The organism is Sphingomonas psychrolutea (assembly GCF_014636175.1).
GTDB classification, from domain to species: domain Bacteria; phylum Pseudomonadota; class Alphaproteobacteria; order Sphingomonadales; family Sphingomonadaceae; genus Sphingomonas; species Sphingomonas psychrolutea.
In genome coordinates this window covers 76,960-99,354 of the sequence record NZ_BMDW01000011.1, presented here as the reverse complement: position 1 = coordinate 99,354, position 22,395 = coordinate 76,960, and the positions used below count along the sequence as shown (strand labels likewise).

Annotated in this window: 29 protein-coding genes and 1 pseudogene; 21 read left to right on the top strand and 9 right to left on the bottom strand. The window is 65.1% G+C overall.

The features are described from left to right. Positions 1-128: 128 nt before the first annotated feature. Positions 129-1,826 carry a M56 family metallopeptidase gene (locus IEV62_RS10535; RefSeq protein ID WP_188447208.1) on the bottom strand — a complete coding sequence of 566 codons (1,698 nt, stop codon included), beginning with the start codon at positions 1,824-1,826 and terminating at the stop codon, positions 129-131. Continuing rightward, a complete protein-coding gene (locus IEV62_RS10530) occupies positions 1,823-2,191 on the bottom strand; it encodes a BlaI/MecI/CopY family transcriptional regulator (protein ID WP_188447206.1) in 369 nt (122 codons plus the stop codon). The genes IEV62_RS10535 and IEV62_RS10530 overlap by 4 nt, the downstream gene beginning before the upstream one ends. Positions 2,192-2,306: 115 nt before the next feature. Between IEV62_RS10530 and IEV62_RS10525 the strand changes: the two genes are divergently transcribed. The 15 genes from IEV62_RS10525 (at position 2,307) to IEV62_RS10455 (ending at position 13,903) form a co-directional block, all read left to right on the top strand. After that, positions 2,307-3,221 carry an SMP-30/gluconolactonase/LRE family protein gene (locus tag IEV62_RS10525; protein WP_188447204.1) on the top strand — a complete coding sequence of 305 codons (915 nt, stop codon included), beginning with the start codon at positions 2,307-2,309 and terminating at the stop codon, positions 3,219-3,221. A 76-nt stretch (positions 3,222-3,297) separates the two neighbouring features. After that, positions 3,298-3,846: a hypothetical protein gene (locus IEV62_RS10520; RefSeq protein WP_188447202.1), complete on the top strand. Its 549-nt coding sequence runs from the start codon at positions 3,298-3,300 to the stop codon at positions 3,844-3,846. Then, a complete protein-coding gene (locus IEV62_RS10515; RefSeq protein WP_188447200.1) occupies positions 3,843-4,019 on the top strand; it encodes a hypothetical protein in 177 nt (58 codons plus the stop codon). Before IEV62_RS10520 ends, IEV62_RS10515 begins: the two co-directional genes overlap by 4 nt. Before the next feature lie 56 nt (positions 4,020-4,075). After that, entirely contained in the window at positions 4,076-4,768 is a 693-nt protein-coding gene (locus IEV62_RS10510) for a VIT1/CCC1 transporter family protein (RefSeq protein WP_188447198.1), read from the top strand. 72 nt (positions 4,769-4,840) lie between these two features. Beyond that, the gene (locus tag IEV62_RS10505; RefSeq protein WP_188447196.1) at positions 4,841-5,542 is read left to right on the top strand and encodes a CoA transferase subunit A; all 702 of its coding nucleotides are present in this window, start codon (positions 4,841-4,843) and stop codon (positions 5,540-5,542) included. Positions 5,543-5,667: 125 nt separating this feature from the next. Further along, positions 5,668-6,531, top strand: a complete 864-nt coding sequence (locus IEV62_RS10500; RefSeq protein WP_229733020.1) for an HAD family acid phosphatase — start codon at positions 5,668-5,670, stop codon at positions 6,529-6,531. Continuing rightward, a complete protein-coding gene (locus tag IEV62_RS10495) occupies positions 6,528-6,890 on the top strand; it encodes a DUF5076 domain-containing protein (RefSeq protein WP_229733018.1) in 363 nt (120 codons plus the stop codon). Before IEV62_RS10500 ends, IEV62_RS10495 begins: the two co-directional genes overlap by 4 nt. Further along, entirely contained in the window at positions 6,890-7,525 is a 636-nt protein-coding gene (locus IEV62_RS10490) for a CoA transferase subunit B (RefSeq protein ID WP_188447194.1), read from the top strand. The genes IEV62_RS10495 and IEV62_RS10490 overlap by 1 nt, the downstream gene beginning before the upstream one ends. A gap of 35 nt (positions 7,526-7,560) precedes the next feature. Next, a complete protein-coding gene (locus IEV62_RS10485) occupies positions 7,561-8,409 on the top strand; it encodes an alpha/beta hydrolase (RefSeq protein ID WP_188447265.1) in 849 nt (282 codons plus the stop codon). Between the two features lie 2 nt (positions 8,410-8,411). Beyond that, on the top strand, positions 8,412-9,365 hold the full coding sequence (locus IEV62_RS10480; protein ID WP_188447192.1) for an NAD-dependent epimerase/dehydratase family protein: 954 nt from the start codon (positions 8,412-8,414) through the stop codon (positions 9,363-9,365). Positions 9,366-9,414: 49 nt separating this feature from the next. Beyond that, a complete protein-coding gene (gene leuC, locus IEV62_RS10475) occupies positions 9,415-10,866 on the top strand; it encodes a 3-isopropylmalate dehydratase large subunit (protein WP_188447190.1) in 1,452 nt (483 codons plus the stop codon). Positions 10,867-11,025: 159 nt separating this feature from the next. Further along, positions 11,026-11,859: an N-acyl homoserine lactonase family protein gene (locus IEV62_RS10470; RefSeq protein ID WP_188447188.1), complete on the top strand. Its 834-nt coding sequence runs from the start codon at positions 11,026-11,028 to the stop codon at positions 11,857-11,859. After that, positions 11,859-12,488 (top strand): 3-isopropylmalate dehydratase small subunit, encoded by a 630-nt coding sequence (leuD, locus tag IEV62_RS10465; RefSeq protein WP_188447186.1) that lies wholly within the window; start codon positions 11,859-11,861, stop codon positions 12,486-12,488. The genes IEV62_RS10470 and leuD overlap by 1 nt, the downstream gene beginning before the upstream one ends. Then, complete coding sequence (locus tag IEV62_RS10460; RefSeq protein ID WP_188447184.1) at positions 12,451-13,452, top strand: NADPH:quinone oxidoreductase family protein; 1,002 nt, start codon at positions 12,451-12,453, stop codon at positions 13,450-13,452. The genes leuD and IEV62_RS10460 overlap by 38 nt, the downstream gene beginning before the upstream one ends. 52 nt (positions 13,453-13,504) lie before the next feature. Beyond that, positions 13,505-13,903: a hypothetical protein gene (locus IEV62_RS10455; protein WP_188447182.1), complete on the top strand. Its 399-nt coding sequence runs from the start codon at positions 13,505-13,507 to the stop codon at positions 13,901-13,903. Here the strand turns inward: IEV62_RS10455 and IEV62_RS10450 are convergent, their stop codons facing one another. Continuing rightward, positions 13,904-15,352, bottom strand: coding sequence for an Nramp family divalent metal transporter (locus IEV62_RS10450; protein WP_188447180.1), 1,449 nt, complete (start codon positions 15,350-15,352; stop codon positions 13,904-13,906). Positions 15,353-15,542: 190 nt separating this feature from the next. Here IEV62_RS10450 and IEV62_RS10445 point away from each other — a divergent pair, with 190 nt between their 5' ends. The 4 genes from IEV62_RS10445 (at position 15,543) to IEV62_RS10430 (ending at position 18,490) form a co-directional block, all read left to right on the top strand. Beyond that, entirely contained in the window at positions 15,543-15,866 is a 324-nt protein-coding gene (locus IEV62_RS10445; RefSeq protein WP_188447178.1) for a DUF1476 domain-containing protein, read from the top strand. Then, positions 15,866-16,102, top strand: a complete 237-nt coding sequence (locus IEV62_RS10440) for a BolA/IbaG family iron-sulfur metabolism protein (protein WP_188447176.1) — start codon at positions 15,866-15,868, stop codon at positions 16,100-16,102. Before IEV62_RS10445 ends, IEV62_RS10440 begins: the two co-directional genes overlap by 1 nt. Positions 16,103-16,106: 4 nt before the next feature. Continuing rightward, positions 16,107-16,442 carry a Grx4 family monothiol glutaredoxin gene (gene grxD, locus IEV62_RS10435; protein ID WP_188447174.1) on the top strand — a complete coding sequence of 112 codons (336 nt, stop codon included), beginning with the start codon at positions 16,107-16,109 and terminating at the stop codon, positions 16,440-16,442. A 365-nt stretch (positions 16,443-16,807) separates the two neighbouring features. Next, on the top strand, positions 16,808-18,490 hold the full coding sequence (locus tag IEV62_RS10430) for a thiamine pyrophosphate-binding protein (protein WP_188447172.1): 1,683 nt from the start codon (positions 16,808-16,810) through the stop codon (positions 18,488-18,490). A 34-nt stretch (positions 18,491-18,524) separates the two neighbouring features. Here IEV62_RS10430 and IEV62_RS10425 read toward each other — a convergent pair whose 3' ends face one another. From IEV62_RS10425 to thiS, 6 genes and pseudogenes are all read right to left on the bottom strand, one after another. Further along, positions 18,525-18,695: a CsbD family protein gene (locus tag IEV62_RS10425; protein ID WP_188447170.1), complete on the bottom strand. Its 171-nt coding sequence runs from the start codon at positions 18,693-18,695 to the stop codon at positions 18,525-18,527. Between the two features lie 114 nt (positions 18,696-18,809). Continuing rightward, positions 18,810-19,466, bottom strand: coding sequence for an alpha/beta hydrolase (locus IEV62_RS10420; protein WP_229733014.1), 657 nt, complete (start codon positions 19,464-19,466; stop codon positions 18,810-18,812). A gap of 169 nt (positions 19,467-19,635) precedes the next feature. After that, complete coding sequence (locus IEV62_RS10415) at positions 19,636-19,803, bottom strand: hypothetical protein (RefSeq protein WP_188447166.1); 168 nt, start codon at positions 19,801-19,803, stop codon at positions 19,636-19,638. Between the two features lie 40 nt (positions 19,804-19,843). Further along, positions 19,844-20,155: a hypothetical protein gene (locus tag IEV62_RS10410; RefSeq protein WP_188447164.1), complete on the bottom strand. Its 312-nt coding sequence runs from the start codon at positions 20,153-20,155 to the stop codon at positions 19,844-19,846. Between the two features lie 56 nt (positions 20,156-20,211). Then, positions 20,212-21,024 carry a bifunctional sulfur carrier protein/thiazole synthase protein gene (locus IEV62_RS10405; protein WP_373868582.1) on the bottom strand — a complete coding sequence of 271 codons (813 nt, stop codon included), beginning with the start codon at positions 21,022-21,024 and terminating at the stop codon, positions 20,212-20,214. Positions 21,025-21,111: 87 nt separating this feature from the next. Then, positions 21,112-21,331: pseudogene (gene thiS, locus IEV62_RS10400) on the bottom strand (sulfur carrier protein ThiS); the annotation flags it as partial. A gap of 114 nt (positions 21,332-21,445) precedes the next feature. Between thiS and aroQ the strand changes: the two are divergent. Beyond that, a complete protein-coding gene (aroQ, locus tag IEV62_RS10395; RefSeq protein ID WP_188447162.1) occupies positions 21,446-21,880 on the top strand; it encodes a type II 3-dehydroquinate dehydratase in 435 nt (144 codons plus the stop codon). 35 nt (positions 21,881-21,915) lie between these two features. Continuing rightward, a complete protein-coding gene (accB, locus tag IEV62_RS10390) occupies positions 21,916-22,395 on the top strand; it encodes an acetyl-CoA carboxylase biotin carboxyl carrier protein (RefSeq protein ID WP_188447160.1) in 480 nt (159 codons plus the stop codon).

Here is a 22,395-nt window from a genome sequence, read left to right as displayed (position 1 = left end):
CCTGCCCTTCCCCGGCGAAGGACGGGGTCCAGTCGCAAACGCGACGAAATATGAGCGCCGCTCTCACCCCTCGACGTTGCGCAACTGAGCCCCGGCCTCCGCCGGGGAAGCGATCATCAAGGAGTGCCCTACTCCGCCTTTGCCAAATCGCTTTCGAGCTCCCTGATCGCGGTGTCGATCCCGAAAAGCGCCTGCTTGCGCTCGTTCGTGCTCATATTGGGCGCTGCCAACATCCGCGCCTTCGCGTCACGCAGGCCTGAGAGCGCGTGCACATAGGCGTTGCGTTCGATATCCTTGCTGTTTGCGGCGATCGCGGCGCCCTTGGCGGCGGCAGCGGCCGCCGCGGCGATGCGATCGGTGCAGACGACGATGCGCTGACGGTCGGCGCTCCACTCCTTGATCACCATCGTCTCGCCCTTGCCGCCGACACCACACGTTCGCGACGAGATATTGGGGATTCGCGGCATGACGGGCATTGGGGGGATGGCGCGCATCGGCGGTACAGGCGCGATCTCACCGACGACGGTATAGCTGCCGTCACGGTTGAGCTTCACATAACGACCATCGCGGACGATGCGCTTGCCATCCTTGGTCACCGTCACCGTCGTGGTCATGCCCGGGGCGGACTTGCCAGAAACTGGCGTTGGCGCTTCGGGCAGAGCGGTCGCCGCCGCGCTCGACGGCTGCAGCGGGGGCTCGGGTGCGGGCGGCAAGCCGGGGCCGGCCAGGTCCGAGGCGTCGCGATGTTCGTGAACCCGAGGTGCAGGGCGCGACGGCTCGGCTGGATCCGCAGGGACAACGGGCACGACAACCGCCGCCGGTGGCGTGGCCGCGGCCTGGTCAAGGCTGGCGAGATCGACGCCGGTCGCATCTTCGACCGTGCTACGCATCTTGGCGGCGGCCGCGGTTCCCGAAGCGGTCAGGCCCAGCCCGGCGGCAACGCACAGACTCAACACCCCTGCCCCGGCAATCAGCCGCGTGCGCGACGTTCTGGTAGTGGTCAGCATCCTCAGTCTCCCTTTCAAATCGTCGATGGTGTGGAGGTGACACGTCGCCGAAACCGTCCCGCCCAGAAATGTCGGGTGCGCGGCCTTCAGGATTGCGCAGGCATAACTGTGGCGACGCATCGGATTCATCCCCGCCAGCACGCGCGCATCATTGGCGATTTCCTGGTCCGCCCGGAACGCGCGGAACGCGCGCCATGCCACCGGGTTGAACCAGTGCAGCGCCAGCACGACCAAGGCGATCCAATTGGCGATCAGATCGCCGCGGGCATGATGTCCGAGCTCGTGCGCCAGCGCGAGATCGCGCTCTTCGGGTTCATAGCGTTCGGCAAAGTCGCGCGGGAAGGCCACGTAACGCCGCCAAACCCCAAAGGCGAGCGGACCGCTGGCGGCTTCGGTCTCGATGATGTGGACGCCGTCCTGCTCGTCACGCGCGCTCGCGCGGTCGAGCAAGCGGCGGCAGAAGCGATGATTGGCAAGCGTGTGCCAGCCAACGAACGCGACGGCGCCAGCGACCCACAGCACCGCCAGCGCGGGGCCGAGCAGCGCGCCCAGTATCGACACATTCGGCGCGGCGGCTTCGGCCACCGGCGCGACGAACAAGATCGTCATCTGCTCGGTCGCGCGCTGCACCGGCGCGACGGCGGTGGCCTGCCACCAGGCGGCGGGAAGCGGCGGCAACACCAACCGCAGCACCGGCAGCAGCCACAGCGCATAGGCGATCTGCGCGCCGAACGCCTTGCGGACCGGGCCACGCAACAGCAGCACCGCGACCATCAACGCGGTAGAGGCGACCAGCGCCTCGATTCCCCAGCCGATCATGCCTTCAACCCCTTCAGCAACGCCTCGATCTCGGAGATGTCCTGCGCGGTCAGTGCGTCGCGCTCGGCGAGATGCGCAACCAGCGGGGTCAGCCGACCGCCGAACAGCCGGTCCATCATCTTGCGCGATTCGCTTGCGACATAGTCTTCGCGCGCGACAAGCGGGCGGTAGAGATAGCGTCGCCCATCGAGCACGAATGCGATGGTGTTCTTGGCGAGCAGCCGCCCGAGCAGCGTCTTGACGGTATTGGCCGACCAGTCGCGACCGGGGGGGATACGCTCGGCCACATCTTGCGCGGTCAGCGGGCTTTCGTCCCACAACACTTCCATCACCGCATGTTCGGCATCGCTGATCCGTTCGGCCATGAGTCGCTCTCCGTAATGACTACGTCTGTAATCGTATTGTTTACGCCTGTAGTCAAGAGGGTGCTATGGGTGGGGATGCGCTTCCGATACGCTACCTCAAAAAGAGGAGTAGGATGTGACCTTTGAGACTTTCGCCAGCGGGCTGCGCTTTCCCGAAGGCCCCGTCGCGATGCCCGATGGCAGCGTGATCCTCGTCGAGATCGCCGCCGGCCGAATCACGCGCGTCCGCCCCGACGGATCGACCGAAACCGTCGCCGAGCCGGGCGGCGGGCCCAACGGCCTCGCCCTTGGCCCTGACGGGAAGCTCTATTGCTGCAACAATGGCGGCTTCAATTATGTCGAACATCCCGCCGGGCTGCTCATCCCGCATGGCCAGGCCGACGATTATTCAGGCGGGCGAATCGAGCGGATCGATCTCGCGACCGGCGCGGTGGAGGTGCTGTACAAGGATGGCGATTTCGGCTGCGTGTTGCGTGGGCCGAACGACATCGTATTCGATGCGCATGGCGGATTCTGGTTCACCGACCACGGCAAGACACGCGAGCGGACCCGCGATGTGACGGGTATCTTCTACGCCAAGGCCGATGGCAGCCATCTGGAAGAAGTCATCTTCCCGAGCGAAAACCCCAACGGCATCGGCCTCTCGCCCGATGGCAAGCGGCTCTATGCGGCGGAAACGTATACCTGCCGCCTGATGGCATTCGATGTGACCGCGCCAGGCAAGATCGACCAGAGCGCGGGCCTCGGCGGCGCCGGCATCCCGCTCTATCGTCCGCCCGGCTACAAATTTTTCGATTCGCTTGGGGTCGAGGCATGCGGCAACATTTGCGTCGCGACGATCGGGGAAAGCGGGATATCGGTGATCTCGCCCGCCGGGGAGCTGGTCGCGTTCGTGCCCACGCCCGACCCGTACACTACCAACATCTGCTGGGGTGGGCCGGATCTGCGCACCGCCTACATCACGTTGTCGGGCACCGGGCAGCTGGTCAGCATGGAATGGCCGCGCCCTGGCTTGGCGCTGGCCTATTGACGCGCCGTGCTTGCGGACTGCAAGCTATGCTATTGTGTTAGCGTAACGACGGTCCCACTTTTTCTGGAGAGTGACGATGGCGACGCGGTCCTTGCCACGACACCGTATCCGCGCCGAGCGGGTGTTTTTCACTGGCATGGCTGTCACGATGGCCTTGATCGCGTTGATTGGCTTCGCACCGACCTATTATTTCGCATCGGCTTTTCACGCGCCGCCGCTGGTGCCGCTCGCCCATTTGCACGGCATGGTCTTCAGCGGTTGGATGATCCTGTATCTCGTCCAGAACGGTCTGGTGTTCGCGGATCGTCGTGACCTGCATCGCTGGCTCGGATCGGCCGGCGCTGGACTTGCGCTCGTCGTCTTGGTGCTCGGCGTGTGGATCGCAATCGACAGCGGACATCATGGACGCGGTACGCCGGGTCGCGACCAGCCGACCTTTCTGATCAACCCGCTGGTGAATATCGCGTGGTTCGCGGCGCTCGCCGCGGCGGCCGTATGGCGTCGTGCCGAGGCGGCGGCGCACAAGCGGCTGATGCTGCTGGCGACAATTGCGCTGGTGACGACGCCGCTTGCGCGGATTTCGCGGATGCTCGGCTGGACGACGCCGCCGCCGATCGGGGCATGATTCTGTCCGACGTGCTGCTGCTCGCGCTGATCGTCTTCGATCTGCGCCAGCGCGGGCGGCTCCACCCGGTCACGCTCTGGGTCGGCGGCGCGTTTCTCGTGTCGCAACCGCTGCGCGTCGCGTTCAGCCGGACCGAGGCATGGCAATCGATCGCGCACGCCGTGCTGGCGTGATGCCGCGCGCACGCTTGGCGCTGGCCTATTGAACATCGCCCCGCTACGGCGAACCTATGATCAGACACGGTGAACGACATGTGGTGCAGCGCATCGGTTGGATGCGGGCGGCGGTGCTGGGTGCGAATGACGGGATCCTGTCGACCGCGAGCCTGATCGTCGGCGTGGCGGCGGCGGCGCAAAGCCAGAATGCGATCTTGCTCACTGGCGTTGCGGGGCTGGTCGCGGGTGCCATGTCGATGGCCGCGGGCGAATATGTCTCGGTCAGCTCGCAAGCCGACACTGAAGCGGCAGAACGCGCCCGTGAGGCGGCTGAACTGGCTGAAGATCCGCACTCCGAAACCAAGGAACTCGCCGCGATCTACCGCCAGCGCGGGCTCGACCTGGCGCTCGCGACGCAAGTCGCCGAGCAATTGATGGCGCATGATCCGCTTGGCGCGCACATGCGCGACGAACTCGGGATTCACGAAGCGATGGAGGCGCGCCCGGTGCAGGCGGCGCTGGCATCGGCGGCGAGCTTCGCGGTCGGAGCGATCCTGCCGGTCCTGATGGCGTTCCTGTTCCGCGGCACAGCCTTGATCGAAGCGGTGGTGGCAGCGACGTTGGTGCTGCTCGCAGTGCTCGGCGCGGTCGGTGCGCAGATTGGTGGGGCGAATTTGTGGCGCGGCGCGGTCCGCGTGCTGTTCTGGGGGGCGCTGGCGATGGCGGTGACGGCCGGGATCGGGCATTTGTTCGGCGCCAAACTCTGAAGGGGCCAGGGTCGCCTTGACCGGCCACCCTTCCGCGCCCTAATCGGCGGCGACATCCGAAAGGGACCCCCGATGCGCAAACTCTATCCCGACGCCGCCGCCGCTCTCGAAGGGCTGCTCCATGACGGGATGTCGATTTGCGCTGGCGGTTTCGGCCTGTGCGGCATCCCCGAGCGCCTGATCGACGCGATCCGCGATGCAGGAACCAAGGACCTCACGATTGCGAGCAACAATGCCGGGATCGATGGCGAGGGCCTCGGCAAGCTGCTGCGCACCCGCCAGGTCAAGAAGATGATCTCCTCCTATGTCGGCGAGAATAAGGAATTCGAGCGGCAGTATCTGGCGGGCGAGCTTGAGGTCGAATTCTGCCCACAAGGCACGCTCGCCGAGCGCTGCCGCGCGGGCGGCGCTGGCATTCCCGGTTTCTACACCAAGACCGGCGTCGGCACGCTGGTTGCCGAGGGCAAGGAAGTGAAAAACTTCGACGGCGAGGACTATATCCTCGAACGCGGCATCCGCGCCGATCTCGCGATCATCAAGGGCTGGAAGGCGGATGAAAGCGGCAACCTGATCTTCCGCAAGACCGCGCGCAATTTCAATCAGCCGATGGCGACTGCGGGCAAGGTATGCGTGGCCGAGGTCGAGGAAATCGTGCCGGTCGGATCGCTCGATCCCGACTGCATCCATTTGCCCGGCATCTACGTCCAGCGCCTGATCCTCGGCGCGCCCTACGACAAGAAGATCGAATTCCGCACGGTGCGCGAGGCGGCGTGATCGACTTGCGCTTCTTAAGCCCCTCCCCTTCGGGGGAGGGGTTGGGGGTGGGGCCATATCGGCAAGCCCGTCGATTGCTTTTGTTGCACCGCCCCACCCCAACCCCTCCCCTGAAGGGGAGGGGCTTGCTCTTCGCTGCACTGACGCTTTCCGCTTGCACCGCCACGCCGCCGCCAGCCGCAATCGCCACCCCCGCCCCCACCGTCCCCGCGGGCATGCAATATCTCTACGGCTCGGGCGAAGCCGCCGCCGCATCGCAGCAGACGTGGCGCAGCATCGTCTCTTACGTCGCGCGCCAGGTCGCGGCGACACCGCAGGACTCGGTCGTCCTCGCCCCCGACGCCACGCTCGCCGCGCCGAAATGGGTGCCCTGCGGCACCAAGCCCAAAGCGGTCGTATTCGACGTCGATGAAACCGTATTGCTCAATCTCGGCTTCGAATATGACGATTCCGCCCACCCCGGCCGCGCCTATGACGAAAGGCGCTGGCAAGCGTGGGAGCGCACCGGCGCATCGAAGGTTAGCGCCACCCCGGGGTCGGTCCGCGCGCTCGGCGTGATCCGCCAAATGGGCGTGACCGTTATTTTCAACACCAACCGCTCCACCGCCAATGCCGATGCGACGCGCGCCGCAATCGAGGGGGCGGGCCTCGGCCCGGCAATTCACGGCGAGACGCTGTATCTCTCCGGCGACGACGCGATGGGCAGCAAGAAGGACGGCCGCCGCGCGACGATCGCCGCGCAATATTGCGTGGTCGCGATGGGCGGCGATCAGCTCGGCGATTTCAGCGACCTGTTCAACGCTGGCCTGACCCCGGCTGCCCGTCGCGCCGCAGTGCTCAGCGAACCGCTGGTTCCGACCTTCGGCGCGGGCTGGTACACGCTGCCAAATCCGGTTTACGGCACCGCGCTGAAGGGCGGGATCGACGACATTTTCCCCGCTGACAAACGCTGGCGCCCGACGGGCCCCCCGACGGAGTCGACGCCATGAAGAAACCGACCCCGATCGACTTGCGACGCTATGCCGGGATGCTTGGCGGTGCCCGCGAATTCCTGCGTGTCTGGGCGACCAAGGACGGGCCGACGACGTGCTTCATCAACCCGGTGCCGATCGGGGCCGATCCGTTTGCGCTCGGCATCGCGTTGGTCGATGTCGTTCGCCACGGCGCACGTGCTTATGCGCAGGCCACCGGGATCAGCGAAGCCGAGGCCGAGGCCCGCATCTGGGAGGGCCTCGACGCCGAACGGGGCAATCCGACCGATCCGGGGCATCAGCTCGACTCCGAAGATGCCCCCGACTCAGATGACGACGGCATCATCAGCTACCTACCGAACAAGGATATCCATTGATGGCTTGGACTCGCGACGAAATGGCGGCGCGTGCTGCGCGTGAATTGCAGGACGGGTTTTACGTCAACCTCGGCATCGGCATTCCGACGCTCGTCGCCAACCATATCCCGCCGGGCGTCGAGGTTACGCTCCAGTCCGAAAACGGCATGCTCGGCATCGGCCCGTTCCCGCTTGCGGGCGAAGAGGATGCTGATCTGATCAACGCCGGCAAGCAGACGATCAGCGAATTGCCGCAAAGCGCCTATTTCAGCAGCGCCGACAGTTTCGCGATGATCCGCGGCGGGCATATCGATTTGACCGTGCTCGGCGCGATGGAAGTCGCCGAGAATGGCGACATCGCCAATTGGATGATTCCGGGCAAGATGATCAAGGGCATGGGCGGCGCGATGGATTTGGTCGCAGGCGTCAAGCGGATCATCGTCGTGATGGAACATACGTCGAAGAACGGCGACCCAAAATTCATCCCGGCCTGTACGCTGCCGCTGACGGGCAAGAACGTCGTCGACATGATCATCACCGATCTGGCGGTGTTCCAGCGCCCCGACCACGCCGCGCCGTTCCGCTTGATCGAAATGGCCCCCGGCGTCACTGCCGACGAACTCGCCGCGAAGACGACCGCAAAGTATCTCGCTTGACCCGCCGGATCATTGTCGCCTGTGTCCTGCTGGTGATGGTGAGCCTGGGATCCGCCGCGGCGCTGACCTCGCCCCCAGGTTTGCTCAGCTTCCTCGACAAGGTGATGGGCGGCGGCAGCGGAGTCTCGCGGATCGGCAAGGACCTGGCGTTCGGCAGCAACGGCCAGACGCTCGACGTGTGGCGTCCTGTGGGGCCCGTGGTGAAGCGCCCGGTCGTGATCTTTTGGTATGGCGGCGGCTGGTATAAGGGGAATCGGCGTGCCTATGGGTTCGCCGCGCGCGCCTTTGCCAAGGCAGGGTTCGTGGTCGTCGTGCCGGATTATCGCAAGGTCCCGCAAATCCGGTTTCCGGCGATGCTGCAGGACGGTGCCGACGCGGTGAAATGGACGCGCGACCATATCGGCGAATTCGGCGGCGATCCGGCGCAGATCGTCCTGTCGGGGCATTCAGCGGGCGCGTACACCGTCGCGATGCTGACGCTCGACCAGCGCTGGCTCAAGGCGGTCGGCGTCGATCCGCGCATCGTAAAGGCTGCCGCCCCCTTGTGCGGGCCGTATGATTTTTACCCCTGGACCTCGGACAGTGCGCGCGACGCGTTCAAGGGTGCCGCCGATCCGGCGATGACGCAGCCGATTACCTTCGCCCGCGCCGATGCGCCGCCGATGCTGCTCGTTACCGGCACCGCCGACACCACCGTGCGCCCGCGCAATGCGATCCATCTGGCGGCACGGCTGAAGACGTTGGGGGGGCGGGTGGAACTGATAAACTATCCGAACCAGACGCATGAGGGCGTGGTCATGGCACTCTCGGTCCCGTTCCGCGGTCGTTCCCCGGCGCTCGCAGACAGCGTTGCGTTCTTCAACCGGTCACTCGCGGCGCGGTAACGATGCGCGTCTTGCTCACCGGGTCGTCAGGATGGCTGGGCCGCTTTCTCGCGCCGATGTTGCGCCATGCCGGGCACACGGTGACGGGGCTCGATGTCGCGCCGGGTGCCTTCACCGACACGATCGGCAGCGTGGCTGATCGCGCGCTGATCGACCGGCTGTTCAGTGAGCGCCGGATCGAAGCCGTCATCCACAGCGGCGCGCTCCACAAGCCCGACATCGCGCGCTATCCCGCGCAGGCCTTTATCGACGTCAATGTGTCCGGTACGCTCAATGTGCTCGAAGCGGCGATCGCGCACCGGGCGAAAGGGATGGTGTTCACCTCGACGACGTCGCTGATGATCTCGACCGCGATCCGCGAAGCGCGCGCCGCCGAGGCGGTATGGATCGACGAAACGCTCGCCCCGCTTGAGCCGCGCAACATCTACGGCGTGACCAAGCTCGCGGCCGAACAGCTCTGCCGCTTGTTTCATGCCGAGCACGGCCTGCCGGTGCTGGTGCTGCGCACCGCGCGCTTCTTTCCCGAGGATGACGACACGCACCGCAGCCTCGCGGGCGAGAATATGAAGGCCAACGAGTTCCTCCACCGCCGGCTGACCGTCGAGGATGCCGCCGCGGCGCACATCGTCGCGCTCGAGCGGATGGCCGAGATCGGCACGGGCACCTTCATCGTCTCGGCACCGACGCCCTTTGCGCGGGACGAGACTGCTGCCCTGAAATACGACGCGGCGGCCGTCATCGCGCATCACTTCCCCGACGCCGCCGCGCTTTATGCGACACGCGGCTGGACGCTGCCCGCCACGATCGACCGGGTTTATGACGCCCGCCGCGCCGAACAGCTGCTCGGCTTCCGCGCGCAGACCGATTTCGCCGCGATCCTGCGCGCGCTGCGCGACGGGTTGCCGTTGCCCTTTACGCACGACGCCGACTATATCTCGCCCATCATTACGCAATAATCGCCACGTTACGCTTTGCGTTGGCGCAACCTTCGGTTAAGGCGCGCGCATGGCCATTCGCCCGCGCACTTTGTACGAAAAAATCTGGGACGACCATGTCGTCGAACGTCGCGACGATGGGACGTGCCTGATTTATATCGACCGGCATCTCGTCCATGAAGTGACCAGCCCGCAGGCCTTTTCGGGTTTGCGCGCGCATGGCCGCGCAGTGCGACGCCCCGATCTGACGCTGGCCGTGCCCGATCATAATTTGCCGACGACAAAGCGGCGCGATGCTGGCGGGAACCGCGTGCCGATCGCCGATGCGGAAAGTGCCGCGCAGCTCGACGCACTGGAGCGCAACACTGCCGATTTCGGCATCGACTATATCGATGCAGCCGCGCCTGAACAGGGCATCGTCCATGTCGTCGGCCCGGAGCAGGGCTTCACGCTGCCCGGCACGACGCTGGTGTGCGGCGACAGCCATACCTCGGCGCATGGCGCGCTCGGCGCGCTCGCCTTCGGGATCGGCACGAGCGAGGTCGAGCATGTCCTTGCCACGCAGACATTGCTGCTCGGCCAGTCGAAGACGATGGAAGTGCGCGTCGACGGCACGCTCGGCTTCGGGGTCAGCCCGAAGGACGTGATCCTCGCGATCATCGGCAAAATCGGCGCGGCCGGCGGCACCGGCCACGTCCTGGAATATACCGGATCGATCATCCGCGCGATGTCGATCGAGGGGCGGCTCACCATTGCCAATATGTCGATCGAGGGTGGCGCGCGCGCTGGCCTGGTCGCGCCCGACGAGACGACCTTCGCGTATCTGAAGGGTCGGCCAATGGCGCCCAAAGGCGAGGATTGGGAGCAAGCCGTCACCTATTGGCGCACGCTACCGAGCGATGCGAACGCCCGCTATGACGCGCTGGTAACGCTCGATGCGACCAACATCGCGCCGCAACTGACCTGGGGCACCAGCCCCGAGGATGTAGTCGCGATCACCGGTTTCGTGCCCGATCCCGACAGTTTCGCCGATCCGGCCAAGCGCGATGCCGCGCGCAAATCGCTCGATTATATGGGCCTCACCCCCGGCACCGCGATGCAGGACGTCGCGGTCGATTATGTGTTCATCGGCAGTTGCACCAACAGCCGCATCGAGGACCTCCGCGCCGCCGCTGCCGTCGCCAACGGCCGCCATGTCGCGCCGGGGATGCACGCGATGATCGTTCCCGGATCGGGTTTGGTCAAGCGCCAGGCCGAGGCCGAGGGACTCGACCGCATCTTCCTCGCCGCCGGGTTCGACTGGCGCGAGCCGGGCTGCTCGATGTGCCTCGCGATGAACCCGGACAAGGTACCGCCGGGCAAACGCTGTGCGTCCACGTCGAACCGGAACTTCGTCGGACGGCAAGGGCCAGGTGCGCGCACGCATCTGGTTTCGCCCGCAATGGCGGCGGCCGCTGCCGTCACGGGTCGGCTGAGCGATGTGCGTGATCTGATGTCGGGTCCTGGGGGGGATAGCTTATGAAACGCGTTCTGGTTCTGCTGGTGCTCGGCACCGTGTTGAGCGGCATCGCCGCCTATGCCGCCACGGCCAATTCCAAACCGATCGTCATCGCCGCCAAATAAACGTGGGCGCGCGCCCGGCGGGCGGCTATTGCGCGGGGCGACCCAGGGGAGATTTGTCATGAAGAAGCTGCTGTTCGCCGCACTTGCCGCCACTGCCCTCACCGCACAGACCGCCGCGCCAAAGCCCGCCGTACCAGTTAAACTGATGCGGCTCGACTGCGGCACCGTCGCCGCGAACGATCTCGACCAATTCTCCGACACGCGTGCGTATGTCGGGCAAAGCAAGCGGCTGACCGCGAGCTGTTATTTGATCAAGCATGGCGACGCGTACATGCTGTGGGACACCGGCCTGCCCGCCGCGATGAAGGGTAAGCCGATCGACCCCAAGGCCCCGATGGACGCGACCGTAACCGCCACGCTCGTCGAGCAGCTCGCAGCCGTCGGCATCAAGCCCGAGCAAATTTCGATGATCGGCATCAGCCATTACCATTTCGACCATATCGGCCAGGCCGCGGCCTTTCCCGGCGCGACTCTGCTGATCGGCAAGGGTGATTTCGATGCGTTGAAGGCGGGCGAGCCTGGCACCAGCAAGGTACCGCTCGCGCCGTGGATCGACGGAACGGCCAAGTCGGTGCCCGTCAGCGGCGACAAGGACGTGTTCGGCGACGGCAGCGTCACGATGCTCGATTTGCCGGGACACACGCCGGGGCATCACGGTCTGCTCGTGCATCTGGCAGGTATGGGGAACGTGCTGCTGAGCGGCGACGTCGCGCATTTTCGGGAGAATTATGACAGCGACGGCGTGCCTGGCTTCAACACCAACCGCGCCGACAGTATCGCCGCGATCGAGCGCTTCAAGGGACTGGCCAAAAACCTGAAAGCGACCGTGATCATCCAGCACGACCCGCGCGACATCGCCAAATTGCCCGCCTTTCCGAACTGGGCAGACTGATGGACCCCGTCACCCAAGTCTCGGGCAAGGCCTATCCGTGGGGGCAGAAGAACGTCGATACCGACGTCATCATCCCCGCGCACTGGCTCAAGACGATCACGCGCGAAGGGCTTGGCAAGGGCGCGTTCGAGACGGTCCGCGCCGATCCCGCCAATATCTTCGACGATCCGCGCTATGCCGGATCGCCGATCCTGATCGCGGGCGACAATTTCGGCTGCGGGTCGAGCCGCGAACATGCCGCCTGGGCGCTCGGCGACATGGGGATCAAGGCGGTGATCGCGCCGAGCTTTTCCGACATTTTCTCGGGCAATGCGTTCAAGAACGGCATTGTCACCGTTGTCCTCCCGCAGGACGCGATCGATCGTCTGCTTGAGGTCGCGCAAGACCAGCCGATCAGCGTCGATCTGGAGACGATGACGGTCACCACCCCGTTTCAGGACCGCTTCGCCTTCGAACTCGACGCATTCCGCCGCCAATGCCTGATGGAAGGGCTGGACGAGGTCGGCCTGACACTGGCAAGGGATACCCAGATTTCGAAATACGAAGCCGGGGTAGCAACGCACCGGCCGTGGATGAGCGGAGAACGGGCATATGCGGGCACTTCTGTCGAAAGCACCGGGCGGACCTGAAACTCTAGTCCTCGATGACCTGCCCGATCCTGTGGCAGGTCCGGGCCAGGTCGTGGTTGCGGTCAAGGCGTGCTCGATCAATTATCCCGACGTGCTGATCATCGAGGACAAATATCAGTTCAAGCCGCCGCGCCCGTTCGCGCCGGGCAGCGAGATCTCGGGCGTGATCGAGAGCGTCGGGGACGGCGTGACCGATTGGGCGGTCGGCGACCGCGTTATTGCGACGACGGGTTCAGGCGGGCTGGTCGAGAAGATCGCGCTGCCCGCCGCCGCTCTGTTCCGCTTGCCCGAGGGGCGGAGCTTCGCCGAGGGCTCCGCGCTGCTGCTGACTTACGGCACGACGATCCACGCTTTGCTCGACCGCGGGCATCTCGCCGAGGGGCAGACCTTGCTGGTGCTCGGCGCGGCGGGTGGCGTCGGGCTTGCGGCGATTGAACTCGGCAAGGCGTTCGGGGCGCGCGTCGTCGCGGCCGTCTCGTCCGAGGAAAAGGCGCAGGCCGCGCGCGACGCGGGAGCGGACGATACGATCGTCTATGCCCGCGCGCCGTTCGACAAGGACCAGTCCAAGGCGCTCGCCGAGCAGTTCAAGGCGGCGGGCGGCAAGAAGGGCTATGACGTGATCTACGATCCGGTCGGCGGCGATTATGCCGAGCCGGCGCTGCGTTCGATCGGATGGGAGGGGCGCTATCTCGTCGTCGGCTTCCCGGCCGGCATCCCGCGCCTGCCGCTCAACCTGACGCTGCTCAAGTCGTGCGACGTGTGCGGCGTGTTCTGGGGCGCGTTTGCCGCACGCGACCCGGAGGCGAACCGCGCGCACATCGACCGCCTATTTCGCCTTTGGAAAGACGGCAAGATCAATCCGCGCGTCACCGAAACCTTCGCGTTCGAGGATGGCGGCAAGGCGATCGCCAAGATGGCGGCACGCGGCGCGATCGGAAAATTGGTGGTAGAGGTGGCGAAGTAGGCGTCGTACTCCGTTCATTGTGCGGTCAGGCGGTTCGCGCCTATAGCAAGGCATGATCCGCTTGCCGCCCTCGCGCTTCCGCGCCGCACCGTTCATCCTGGCCTGCTTGGCGACGGCCATGTCTTGGACGGCTGTCTCTGCGCAGTCGGCCCAGCCTGTGCTCGCGACGCAGCAACCCGCGAGGACCCACGCCGAACCGGATGTTCGCCGGATCAGTGATGCCGAGCGCGCCGCGATCCTTGATTCGGCGACTCCCGAAAGCGCCGCCTTGGCGCGCGGCGAGGATCCTGCGTCGGAGCGGCTCGGCCGCGGCATTCACGGCGAAGTGGGCGTGATGATCGGCTCGGGTGGCGCGCGCGCGATGTACGGGATCGCGGAGATCCCGCTGGGCGACAATGCCGGTGCGATCGTGTCCTTCGAAAGCAGTCGCTTCGGCTATCCGCGCCGCTAATCAGGCACCGGCCGGGCGATGCGCCGGGGCCTTCCACCCAAACCGCACATAGGCCGCAAACCCCAGCATTACCGCCGCAATCGCACACACCCAAACCGGCCCGATCGTCTGCCACAGCAGATACACGTTGAGCCCCGCGATCACCGTGCAGATTGCATAGCCCAGCACCTTCACCCACCACGGATTGGCATACTCCCCCATCCGCGCCCGCGAACTCGTCACCATCATCAGCGGGAAGATCGCAAAGGGGAGCTGCATCGACAGCACGACCTGGCTGATCACCAGCAGTTCGACCGTATCCTTGCCGCCGGTCGCCGAGATCGCCACCAGCGCCGGCACGATCGCGATGCCGCGCGTCACCAGCCGCCGCAGCCACGGCGCGATGCGGATACGCAGGAATCCCTCCATCACGATCTGCCCGGCGAGCGTGCCGGTGATCGTGCTCGACTGGCCCGAGGCGAGCAGCGCCACCGCGAACGCCGTCGCCGCCACGCCGCCGAGCGCGGGGCGCAGCAATTCATGCGCTTGCCGCAGATCGTCGACCACCACGCCGCTGCGCCAGAAGACGGCGGCGGCGAGCACGAGAATCGCGGCATTGACGAAGAACGCCGCACCCAGCGCGAGCACGGTATCGACGGTGTTGAAGGCCAGCGCCGCCTTGACGTCACGCTTGCCGCTGCCGAACGCGCGGGTCTGCACGATCGAGGAGTGGAGATAGAGATTGTGCGGCATCACCGTCGCGCCGAGGATACCGAGCGACACCAGCAATGCCGCGGTATTCGGGATGTCCGGCGTGATTGCCCCCAACGCCACCGCGCTCCAATCGGGCTTGGCGAGATAGATGGTATAGGCAAAGCACGCCGCGATCGTGGTGACGAGCGCGATCACCACCGCCTCGATCTTGCGGAAGCCAAGGTTGATCAACAGCAGCAGCAGCAGCACGTCGAGTCCGGTGACGATCACCCCCCACACCAAGGGAATGCCGAGCAGCAGATTGAGCGCGACCGCCGAGCCGACGACCTCGGCCAAATCGCACGCGATGATCGCGACCTCGCACAGCAGCCACAAAGCGATCGCGACGGGCTTTGCGTAATAATCGCGGCACGATTGCGCGAGGTCACGCCCGGTGACGATACCGAGCCGCGCGCAGAGGATTTGCAGGAAGATCGCCATCAGGTTCGAGGCGAGGATGACCCACAGCAGGGCGTAACCGAACTGGCTGCCGCCGGCGAGATCGGTCCCCCAATTGCCCGGGTCCATATAGCCGACCGAGACCATGAACCCCGGCCCGGCAAAGCCCAGCCACTGCCGCCAGCGCGGCCGCGCGGCATCGCCCGTTTCCCACACCTTCAGCGTCCGGTGCGCCTCGGGCAGCGAATGCGCGAAGTCGGCCTCGTCGCTGCGGCGAAAGAAACGGTTGGGCGTCGGTCGTTCGGGCACTGTCGCCATGCTTGCGGTAACATCCCAAAAGGCTGGTCGATCCCGGTCTATAACCGCTCGCGCCAATTCAGCTACGCTCGATCGGTCATTTTGGATGATGACGCATTGGTTTTGCCGTCGGAGCGCGCGGGGCGTTGCGCAGCCGGTCGCGCGCGCTTATCTCAGGCGTGACATTTGAATTGGCCCAAGGGGACCGCATATGACCACCTTCGACGATCGCGAGCGCGCCTTCGAAACCAAATTCGCCCGCGACGAGGAGATCGCCTTCCGTATTACCGCGCGCCGCAACCGGTTGCTCGGGCAATGGGCGGCCGGGTTGATGAGCCTGACCAAGGAAGAAGCCGACGCCTATGCGACCGCCGTCGTCCAGGCCGATTTCGAGGAAGCCGGCGACGAGGACGTGATCCGCAAGCTCGTCAGCGATTTGACCGCGGCGAGCGTGACGATCGACGAAGCCGCGATTCGCCGTGCGATCGAGGATCAGACGGTCGAGGCGCGCCGCCAATTGATGAGTTCCGAATAATGCCGATGGCTGGCGATGACATCGTCGCGCTGATCGTGGCGGGCATTCCCGATGCGACGGTCGAAATGACCGATCTGGCGGGTGACGGCGACCATTGGGCAGCGCTCGTCACCGCCGAGAGTTTTCGCGGCCTGCCCCGGCTGAAACAGCAACGCGCGGTCTATGCAGCACTTGGCGACCGGATGGGCGGCGTGCTCCACGCGCTGCAACTCTCCACCGCCGTACCTCAGGAGTAATGTAATGAGCACCGATCCAGACCAGGTCCGCATCGCCGAGATCGTCGGCAAGAGCGACGTATTGCTTTTCATGAAGGGCAGCCCGCTCTTCCCGCAATGCGGCTTTTCCAGCCGCGCGGTGGCGATCCTCAACCATCTGGGCGCCGAATTCGACAGCGTCGACGTGCTGCAGGATCAGGGCGTGCGCCAGGGAATCAAGCAATTCTCCGACTGGCCGACGATCCCCCAGCTGTATGTGAAGGGCGAATTCGTCGGCGGATCGGACATCATGATGGAAATGTACGAAAGCGGCGAGCTCGCGACGCTGTTCGCGGACAGCGGGGTGGCGAAGGCTGATTGAGAGGCCGGGTCGGGCGGGTCTGCGCGAGACTGAAAGCGCTGGCCCGCCCTGCTGAAGCGATTACCGCTCGGCGTGCTCTCTATATAGCACGCGGCGTGCCAGTTTAGGTGGGGCGCGGATTTCTGCAGGATTCGGTGGTTAACGCGTTCGGCAGTAGCAGGGCTTTGTAAGAATTTCCGACGTTTCACGCCAGCTCCTTCCACCCCGGCGAAGGCCGGGGCCCAGTTGCGCAGCTTGGCAGTTCGAGCGCCGCGCCCGATAACCTCCACCTCCGCTACTGGGCCCCGGCTTTCGCCGGGGTGGAGGGAGGTGAAGCGCAAGGCTAGACGCTACCCAAGCCCACCAACCCCCGCTAGAAACCGGCCATGACCACCTCCCCCCTCCCCCGCACCGGCGGGCGTATCCTCGTCGATCAGCTCGTCGCGCAAGGCTGCGACCGCATCTTCACCGTCCCCGGCGAGAGCTTCCTCGCGGTGCTCGACGCGCTGCACGACACGCCCGAGATCGACCTCGTCGTGTGTCGGCAGGAGGGCGGCGTCGGCTTTATGGCGTGCGCCGATGGCGCAATGACCGGGCGGCCGGGCGTGGCCTTCGTCACGCGCGGGCCGGGCGCGACCAATGCGAGCATCGGCGTCCACGTCGCGATGCAGGACAGCCAGCCGATGGTGTTGTTCATCGGCGACGTCGACCGCGGCACGAAGGACCGCGAGGCGTTTCAGGAAATCGATTTCCCCGCGATGTTCGCGCCCGTAGCCAAATGGGCCGCCAAGATCGACGATGCCCGCCGCATCCCCGAGTATATCGCGCGCGCCTGGAACGTCGCGATGAGCGGGCGGCCGGGGCCGGTGGTGCTGGCGTTGCCCGAGGATATGCTTTTGGACGAGGTGGTGGCGGTGGATCGGAATTGGGTGGGTAGGGTCGCACAGAACTTCTGCTCAACCCCGATCGCTAGCCTACTGGATCATCTGCAAGATGCGAAAGCACCAGTCGCAATCGTCGGTGGTGCGGGTTGGGACTCATGGACTGCAAACCACTTCGGTCGGTGGTCGGAGCGTCTGGGAATACCGACGATTGCAGCGTTTAGGCGGCAAGATGCGATCCCTAACCAGTCTTCGGTCTATGCAGGTAATTTGGGATACGGTCCCAATCCGGCGTTGGTGAAGCGGATTAAAGATGCTGACTTACTTCTAATCGTAGGCCCGCGGCTGGGGGAGGCCACTACAGACGGCTATACCTTGATTACCCCAATTCATCCTGACCAGCTACTTATTCACGTCCACCCTGATCCCGACGAACTTAACCGTACGTATGAGTGTGATGTGGCAATCTGCGCCGGGATGCGAGAGTTCTCGTATATGATGGAAGGGTGGGAGGTGCCGTGGCCCAAATGGACGAGCGGCACCGAAGCCCACGCCGAATACCTCGCCTGGTCCACTCCTGCCCCCCGCGACGGCGTAACCCTGGACCTCGGCCAATGCGTCGCCGCGATGCGCGAGCAGCTTCCCGCCGACAGCATCATCTGCAACGGCGCGGGGAATTACAGCGGCTGGTGGCACCGTTACTGGCGCTACGCCGGACCGGGCACGCAGCTCGCCCCAACCGCTGGCGCGATGGGCTACGGCGTCCCCGCCGCCACTGCGGCAGCACTTCGCCACCCGGACCGCACCGTTGTCGCGCTGGCGGGCGACGGGTGTTTCCTGATGAACGGGCAGGAACTCGCGACCGCTGTCGCGCACGGCGCGAACATGCTGGTGCTGGTGATCGACAACAGCGGCTACGGCACGATTCGCATGCATCAGGAGCGTGAATATCCCGATCGCGTCAGCGGCACGCGGTTACAGAACCCCGATTTCGCCGCACTCGGCCGCGCCTATGGCTGCTGGGCGGAAACGGTCGAGACGACCGCCGACTTCGCGCCATCGCTCGCCCGCGCGATGGCGCAGCCGGGGGTTCGCTTGCTCCACCTGAAGACCGATATCGAGCAGATCACCGCCGGTACGACGCTCAGCGCGGTGACGGCAAACGCAAAAAAGGCCGCACCGAAATAACGGTGCGGCCCTTCTGAAATCTCAGGCTTTCGGCTCAGATATCGTCGCCGAGCGCGCCCTTGATTTTGCCGGCGGTCTGCTGGGCCTTGCCCTTCACTTCCTGCGCGGCGCCATCGGCCTGCGTGTCGGGATTGTCGCTATGCTGCTTGGCCTTGCCAACCGCTTCGTTGACGTTGCCTTTGATCTTGTCGACGAGTTCACCCATGGAAAATATCCTTTCCGTCCCGAGCGATACCGCGATCCGGCATCTCCTACTCATGCGGTAAAGAACGGCCGAAAGTCTGCGCGGTTCCGCCTTGTGGCGTGTCCGAACGCTTTTTTACGGCGCGACTTTCCGCAGAAACGACAGCACCGGCAGCCAATTGGTCTCGGCACCCTTGGGGTCCTTGGCGGCGATCAGGGTTGAAGAACCGTGAACGCCCGCGGTCGGGACGTAGCGCGTCGCCAGTCCCGACGGCACCGCATCGGCAATCGCCTTGGCCGCCGCGACCTCCTCCGGATCAGGGGAGGACGTAATGTACACCGGTACCGTCACGCGCGCAGCGGCAGCCTCGACCAGATGCTTGTCATCGAAATACTCGCCGGGAGAAAAAGCCAGCACGCCCCTGATCTTGCCCGCATTCTTGACCGCGAGCGGAAAGACCAATGACGACGAATAACTGCTTCCCCAAATTACCAGCGGCAGCTTCTGCGCGATCCCCCAATCGACCGCCGCCTGCAAATCCTGCGCGGCCGCGAGATAGTCGGGCTTGCCCGAAACATGCGCGGCGGTTTCATTGGGGCCGTACAGCCCCCCGCCCGAACGCTGATCGATCGCCAGCGCGCTATAGCCGGCCGCAACCAGACGCGGCGCGATCGCCGCATATTCGTCCTTGCTCGATCCCGCCTGGTGGAACAGCAGGACGACGGCCTTGGGACTCTCGGCCGGGTAGAGCCGGGCATAGACCGTCACGCTATCGGCGGCTTTGAGCATCATGGCCGATGATGGTGCGACGAACGCAGGCGCCGCAGTGTTGCCCGGAGAGGCTGCGCTGCAAGCACACAGGAGACATGTCGCAATCGCAATGCTGAACAGCCGGAACATCGATCCTGCCCTTATCCAAAGAAGGGGCGTCGCGCCTGCGCCCGACGCCCCTGATGGCAGATTACATCGCCATCCCGGTCATGCCGTCACAGCACGGCAGGCCGCAACATACGCCGATCACGCAGCACGCGCTCGATACTGCCGCGACGACCGCGGCGGGGGCTGCGGCAAAGGCGGAGGTCGCGCTGAACAGCAAGCCGACGACGCCAAATTTTACGATACGAACCATGATGTTTTCCTTTGAGAAGTGCGTTTGAAACCAGGCAATCTCAGGAAAGCCGCGGGACCGGCGGCTCAGGCGTCGAATGGTACGCTGTAAGGCCAGCGCTCAATCGACCGATCGGCCGAACGGAGCGAGCGGCGCGCGATGGCACCACGACGCCAGTCGGCATCGTCGCCAGACAGCGGTCGGTGCAAGTCACCGCGCACGGCGCGCCGGTGTCGCAGCACAGATTCGGCGTGGCGCAATCGGGCGTCATCGGCGCGGAATGGCGCATCGGGGCCGCCGCGACCGGCGCCATCGGCACGACCAGACCGATAACGAGCGTCAGGCAGATCAAGCGTGCGAGGCAGCGGAGCATATACCGGTCTGTACGGCCAAACGGCCGCGACGGTTACACGAAAAATGCCGCGCTGCTCAAATCAGCCCCGCCAAGGGACTTGAAGGGTCCGCATACATCCGCCGGCCCATCCGCCCGGCCAGATACGCAAGCCGCCCTGCCTCTACGCCCGCCTTCATCGCGGCGGCCATCATCACCGGGTCCTTGGCTTCGGCAATTGCCGTGTTCATCAAGACGCCGTCGCAGCCGAGTTCCATCGCCTGCGCCGCTTCTGACGCGGTGCCGACGCCAGCATCGACCAGCACCGGCACGCTTGCGCCCTCGACGATCAGGCGGATCGTCACGCGGTTCTGGATACCGAGGCCCGATCCGATCGGCGCGCCGAGCGGCATGATCGCGACCGCGCCGACATTTTCCAGCCGCTTCGCCGCGATCGGATCGTCGACGCAATAGACCATCGGCAGAAAGCCCTCCTTGGCGAGGATCTCGGTCGCGCGCAGCGTCTCGACCATGTCGGGGTACAGCGTGCGCGCCTCGCCCAGCACTTCGAGCTTCACCAGATCCCAGCCGCCCGCCTCGCGCGCCAACCGAAGCGTGCGAATCGCCGATTCGGCATCGAAACAGCCGGCGGTGTTGGGGAGATAGGTGACCTTCTTGGGGTCGATGAAGTCGGTCAGCATCGGCGCGTTCGGGTCGCTGACGTTGACGCGGCGCACCGCGACGGTGACGATTTCTGCCCCCGATGCCTCAAGCGCAGCGGCATTCTGCGCGAAATCTTTGTACTTTCCCGTGCCGACGATCAGGCGCGAGCGGAACGTACGGCCTGCGACGGTCCAAGTATCGGAGGCGACGATGGGAGTGGCGATATTCATTTGAAATTCCATGTTCATTTTTGTGTTCCTGCAAAGGCAGGAACCCAGGCGGCCAGCGCAACGCACGATACCCTAGGCTCCTGCCTGCGCAGGAGCACAGCACGAATCAGCCGCCGCCGACAAAGTGGACAATCTCGATTTCATCGCCATCCTCGACCAGCACTTGCGCCAGCGTCGAGCGCGGCACGACCGACAGATTGCGCTCGACCGCGACCTTTTCAGGCGCGAGGCCGAGATCGGCGGCAAGATCGGCCAGGCTCGTGCCCGCGCGCACGCGGCGAGGCTCGCCATTGACCTGGATCGAGAGGGAATGGTCAGTGTGCATCACGTTCCCATGACGTTAGCTCGATGCGAAGTCGAGACACCTCGCGCCGGTGTCTCGACTTCGCTCGACACGAACGGGTAGGTAGGGACGGACGCCGTCAACCGAAAGCCCGAAATGACCGACACGATCTTCGTCCTCAACGGCCCGAACCTCAACCTGCTCGGCACGCGCGAGCCGGAGATTTACGGGCACGACACGCTCGACGACATTGCCGGGCAGTTGGAAGATCGGGCGCAGGCGATGGGCCTTGCGATCGACTTGCGCCAATCCAATCACGAAGGGCATTTGATCGACTGGCTGCACGAGGCACAAGCGCTCCCGGCCAAGGCAGTGATCCTCAACGCCGGCGCGTTCACGCACACGTCGATCGCGCTCTATGACGCGATCAAGGCGATCCGCACCCCGGTGATCGAAGTCCATCTTTCCAACCCGCACGCGCGCGAAACCTTTCGCCATATCAGCCGTATATCCCCCGTCGCGCACGGCACGATCAGCGGTTTTGGCGCGCTTTCCTATCTGCTGGCGCTTGAAGCCGCGGCGCGTCTCTGACAGGACAGAAGCCGAATAAGGGGAGCATGTGGCGCATGGCCGAAGACAAACAACAGGACGCAATGCGGATCGACGTCGATCTCGTGCGCCAACTCGCGCAATTGCTTGATGATACCAGTCTGACCGAAATCGAGGTCGAGGATGGCGGCCGCAAGATTCGCATCGCACGCAAGGCAGCGGCAGTCGCGCAAGCGGTGCAATATGCGCCGGCGCCGGTCGCAGCCCCGATGGTCGCGCCGGCCGAGCTCGGCGCAGCATCGCCGTCGCTCGCGCCCTCCACGGCCAATGCGGTGAAATCGCCGATGGTCGGCACGGCCTACCTCTCGCCGAACCCGGAGGCGAAGGCGTTCGTCAACGTCGGCGACACCGTTGCAGCCGGTGACACGCTGTTGATCGTCGAGGCGATGAAAGTGATGAACCCGATCCTCGCGCCCACCGCTGGCGTCGTGAAGATGGTGCTGGTCACCAGCGGCCAGCCGGTCGAATTCGACCAACCGCTGGTTGTCGTAGAGTAA

What these genes read in the sequence shown, in the direction of transcription:
- IEV62_RS10535 (WP_188447208.1), bottom strand. Translation starts at nt 1,826, where the DNA reads ATGATCGGCTGGGGAATCGAGGCGCTGGTCGCCTCTACCGCGTTGATG.
- IEV62_RS10530 (WP_188447206.1), bottom strand. Translation starts at nt 2,191, where the DNA reads ATGGCCGAACGGATCAGCGATGCCGAACATGCGGTGATGGAAGTGTTG.
- IEV62_RS10520 (WP_188447202.1), top strand. Translation starts at nt 3,298, where the DNA reads ATGGCGACGCGGTCCTTGCCACGACACCGTATCCGCGCCGAGCGGGTG.
- IEV62_RS10515 (WP_188447200.1), top strand. Translation starts at nt 3,843, where the DNA reads ATGATTCTGTCCGACGTGCTGCTGCTCGCGCTGATCGTCTTCGATCTG.
- IEV62_RS10510 (WP_188447198.1), top strand. Translation starts at nt 4,076, where the DNA reads ATGATCAGACACGGTGAACGACATGTGGTGCAGCGCATCGGTTGGATG.
- IEV62_RS10505 (WP_188447196.1), top strand. Translation starts at nt 4,841, where the DNA reads ATGCGCAAACTCTATCCCGACGCCGCCGCCGCTCTCGAAGGGCTGCTC.
- IEV62_RS10495 (WP_229733018.1), top strand. Translation starts at nt 6,528, where the DNA reads ATGAAGAAACCGACCCCGATCGACTTGCGACGCTATGCCGGGATGCTT.
- IEV62_RS10490 (WP_188447194.1), top strand. Translation starts at nt 6,890, where the DNA reads ATGGCTTGGACTCGCGACGAAATGGCGGCGCGTGCTGCGCGTGAATTG.
- IEV62_RS10485 (WP_188447265.1), top strand. Translation starts at nt 7,561, where the DNA reads ATGGTGAGCCTGGGATCCGCCGCGGCGCTGACCTCGCCCCCAGGTTTG.
- IEV62_RS10480 (WP_188447192.1), top strand. Translation starts at nt 8,412, where the DNA reads ATGCGCGTCTTGCTCACCGGGTCGTCAGGATGGCTGGGCCGCTTTCTC.
- leuC (WP_188447190.1), top strand. Translation starts at nt 9,415, where the DNA reads ATGGCCATTCGCCCGCGCACTTTGTACGAAAAAATCTGGGACGACCAT.
- IEV62_RS10470 (WP_188447188.1), top strand. Translation starts at nt 11,026, where the DNA reads ATGAAGAAGCTGCTGTTCGCCGCACTTGCCGCCACTGCCCTCACCGCA.
- leuD (WP_188447186.1), top strand. Translation starts at nt 11,859, where the DNA reads ATGGACCCCGTCACCCAAGTCTCGGGCAAGGCCTATCCGTGGGGGCAG.
- IEV62_RS10460 (WP_188447184.1), top strand. Translation starts at nt 12,451, where the DNA reads ATGCGGGCACTTCTGTCGAAAGCACCGGGCGGACCTGAAACTCTAGTC.
- IEV62_RS10455 (WP_188447182.1), top strand. Translation starts at nt 13,505, where the DNA reads ATGATCCGCTTGCCGCCCTCGCGCTTCCGCGCCGCACCGTTCATCCTG.
- IEV62_RS10450 (WP_188447180.1), bottom strand. Translation starts at nt 15,352, where the DNA reads ATGGCGACAGTGCCCGAACGACCGACGCCCAACCGTTTCTTTCGCCGC.
- IEV62_RS10445 (WP_188447178.1), top strand. Translation starts at nt 15,543, where the DNA reads ATGACCACCTTCGACGATCGCGAGCGCGCCTTCGAAACCAAATTCGCC.
- IEV62_RS10440 (WP_188447176.1), top strand. Translation starts at nt 15,866, where the DNA reads ATGCCGATGGCTGGCGATGACATCGTCGCGCTGATCGTGGCGGGCATT.
- grxD (WP_188447174.1), top strand. Translation starts at nt 16,107, where the DNA reads ATGAGCACCGATCCAGACCAGGTCCGCATCGCCGAGATCGTCGGCAAG.
- IEV62_RS10430 (WP_188447172.1), top strand. Translation starts at nt 16,808, where the DNA reads ATGACCACCTCCCCCCTCCCCCGCACCGGCGGGCGTATCCTCGTCGAT.
- IEV62_RS10425 (WP_188447170.1), bottom strand. Translation starts at nt 18,695, where the DNA reads ATGGGTGAACTCGTCGACAAGATCAAAGGCAACGTCAACGAAGCGGTT.
- IEV62_RS10420 (WP_229733014.1), bottom strand. Translation starts at nt 19,466, where the DNA reads ATGATGCTCAAAGCCGCCGATAGCGTGACGGTCTATGCCCGGCTCTAC.
- IEV62_RS10415 (WP_188447166.1), bottom strand. Translation starts at nt 19,803, where the DNA reads ATGGTTCGTATCGTAAAATTTGGCGTCGTCGGCTTGCTGTTCAGCGCG.
- IEV62_RS10410 (WP_188447164.1), bottom strand. Translation starts at nt 20,155, where the DNA reads ATGCTCCGCTGCCTCGCACGCTTGATCTGCCTGACGCTCGTTATCGGT.
- IEV62_RS10405 (WP_373868582.1), bottom strand. Translation starts at nt 21,024, where the DNA reads ATGAACATGGAATTTCAAATGAATATCGCCACTCCCATCGTCGCCTCC.
- aroQ (WP_188447162.1), top strand. Translation starts at nt 21,446, where the DNA reads ATGACCGACACGATCTTCGTCCTCAACGGCCCGAACCTCAACCTGCTC.
- accB (WP_188447160.1), top strand. Translation starts at nt 21,916, where the DNA reads ATGGCCGAAGACAAACAACAGGACGCAATGCGGATCGACGTCGATCTC.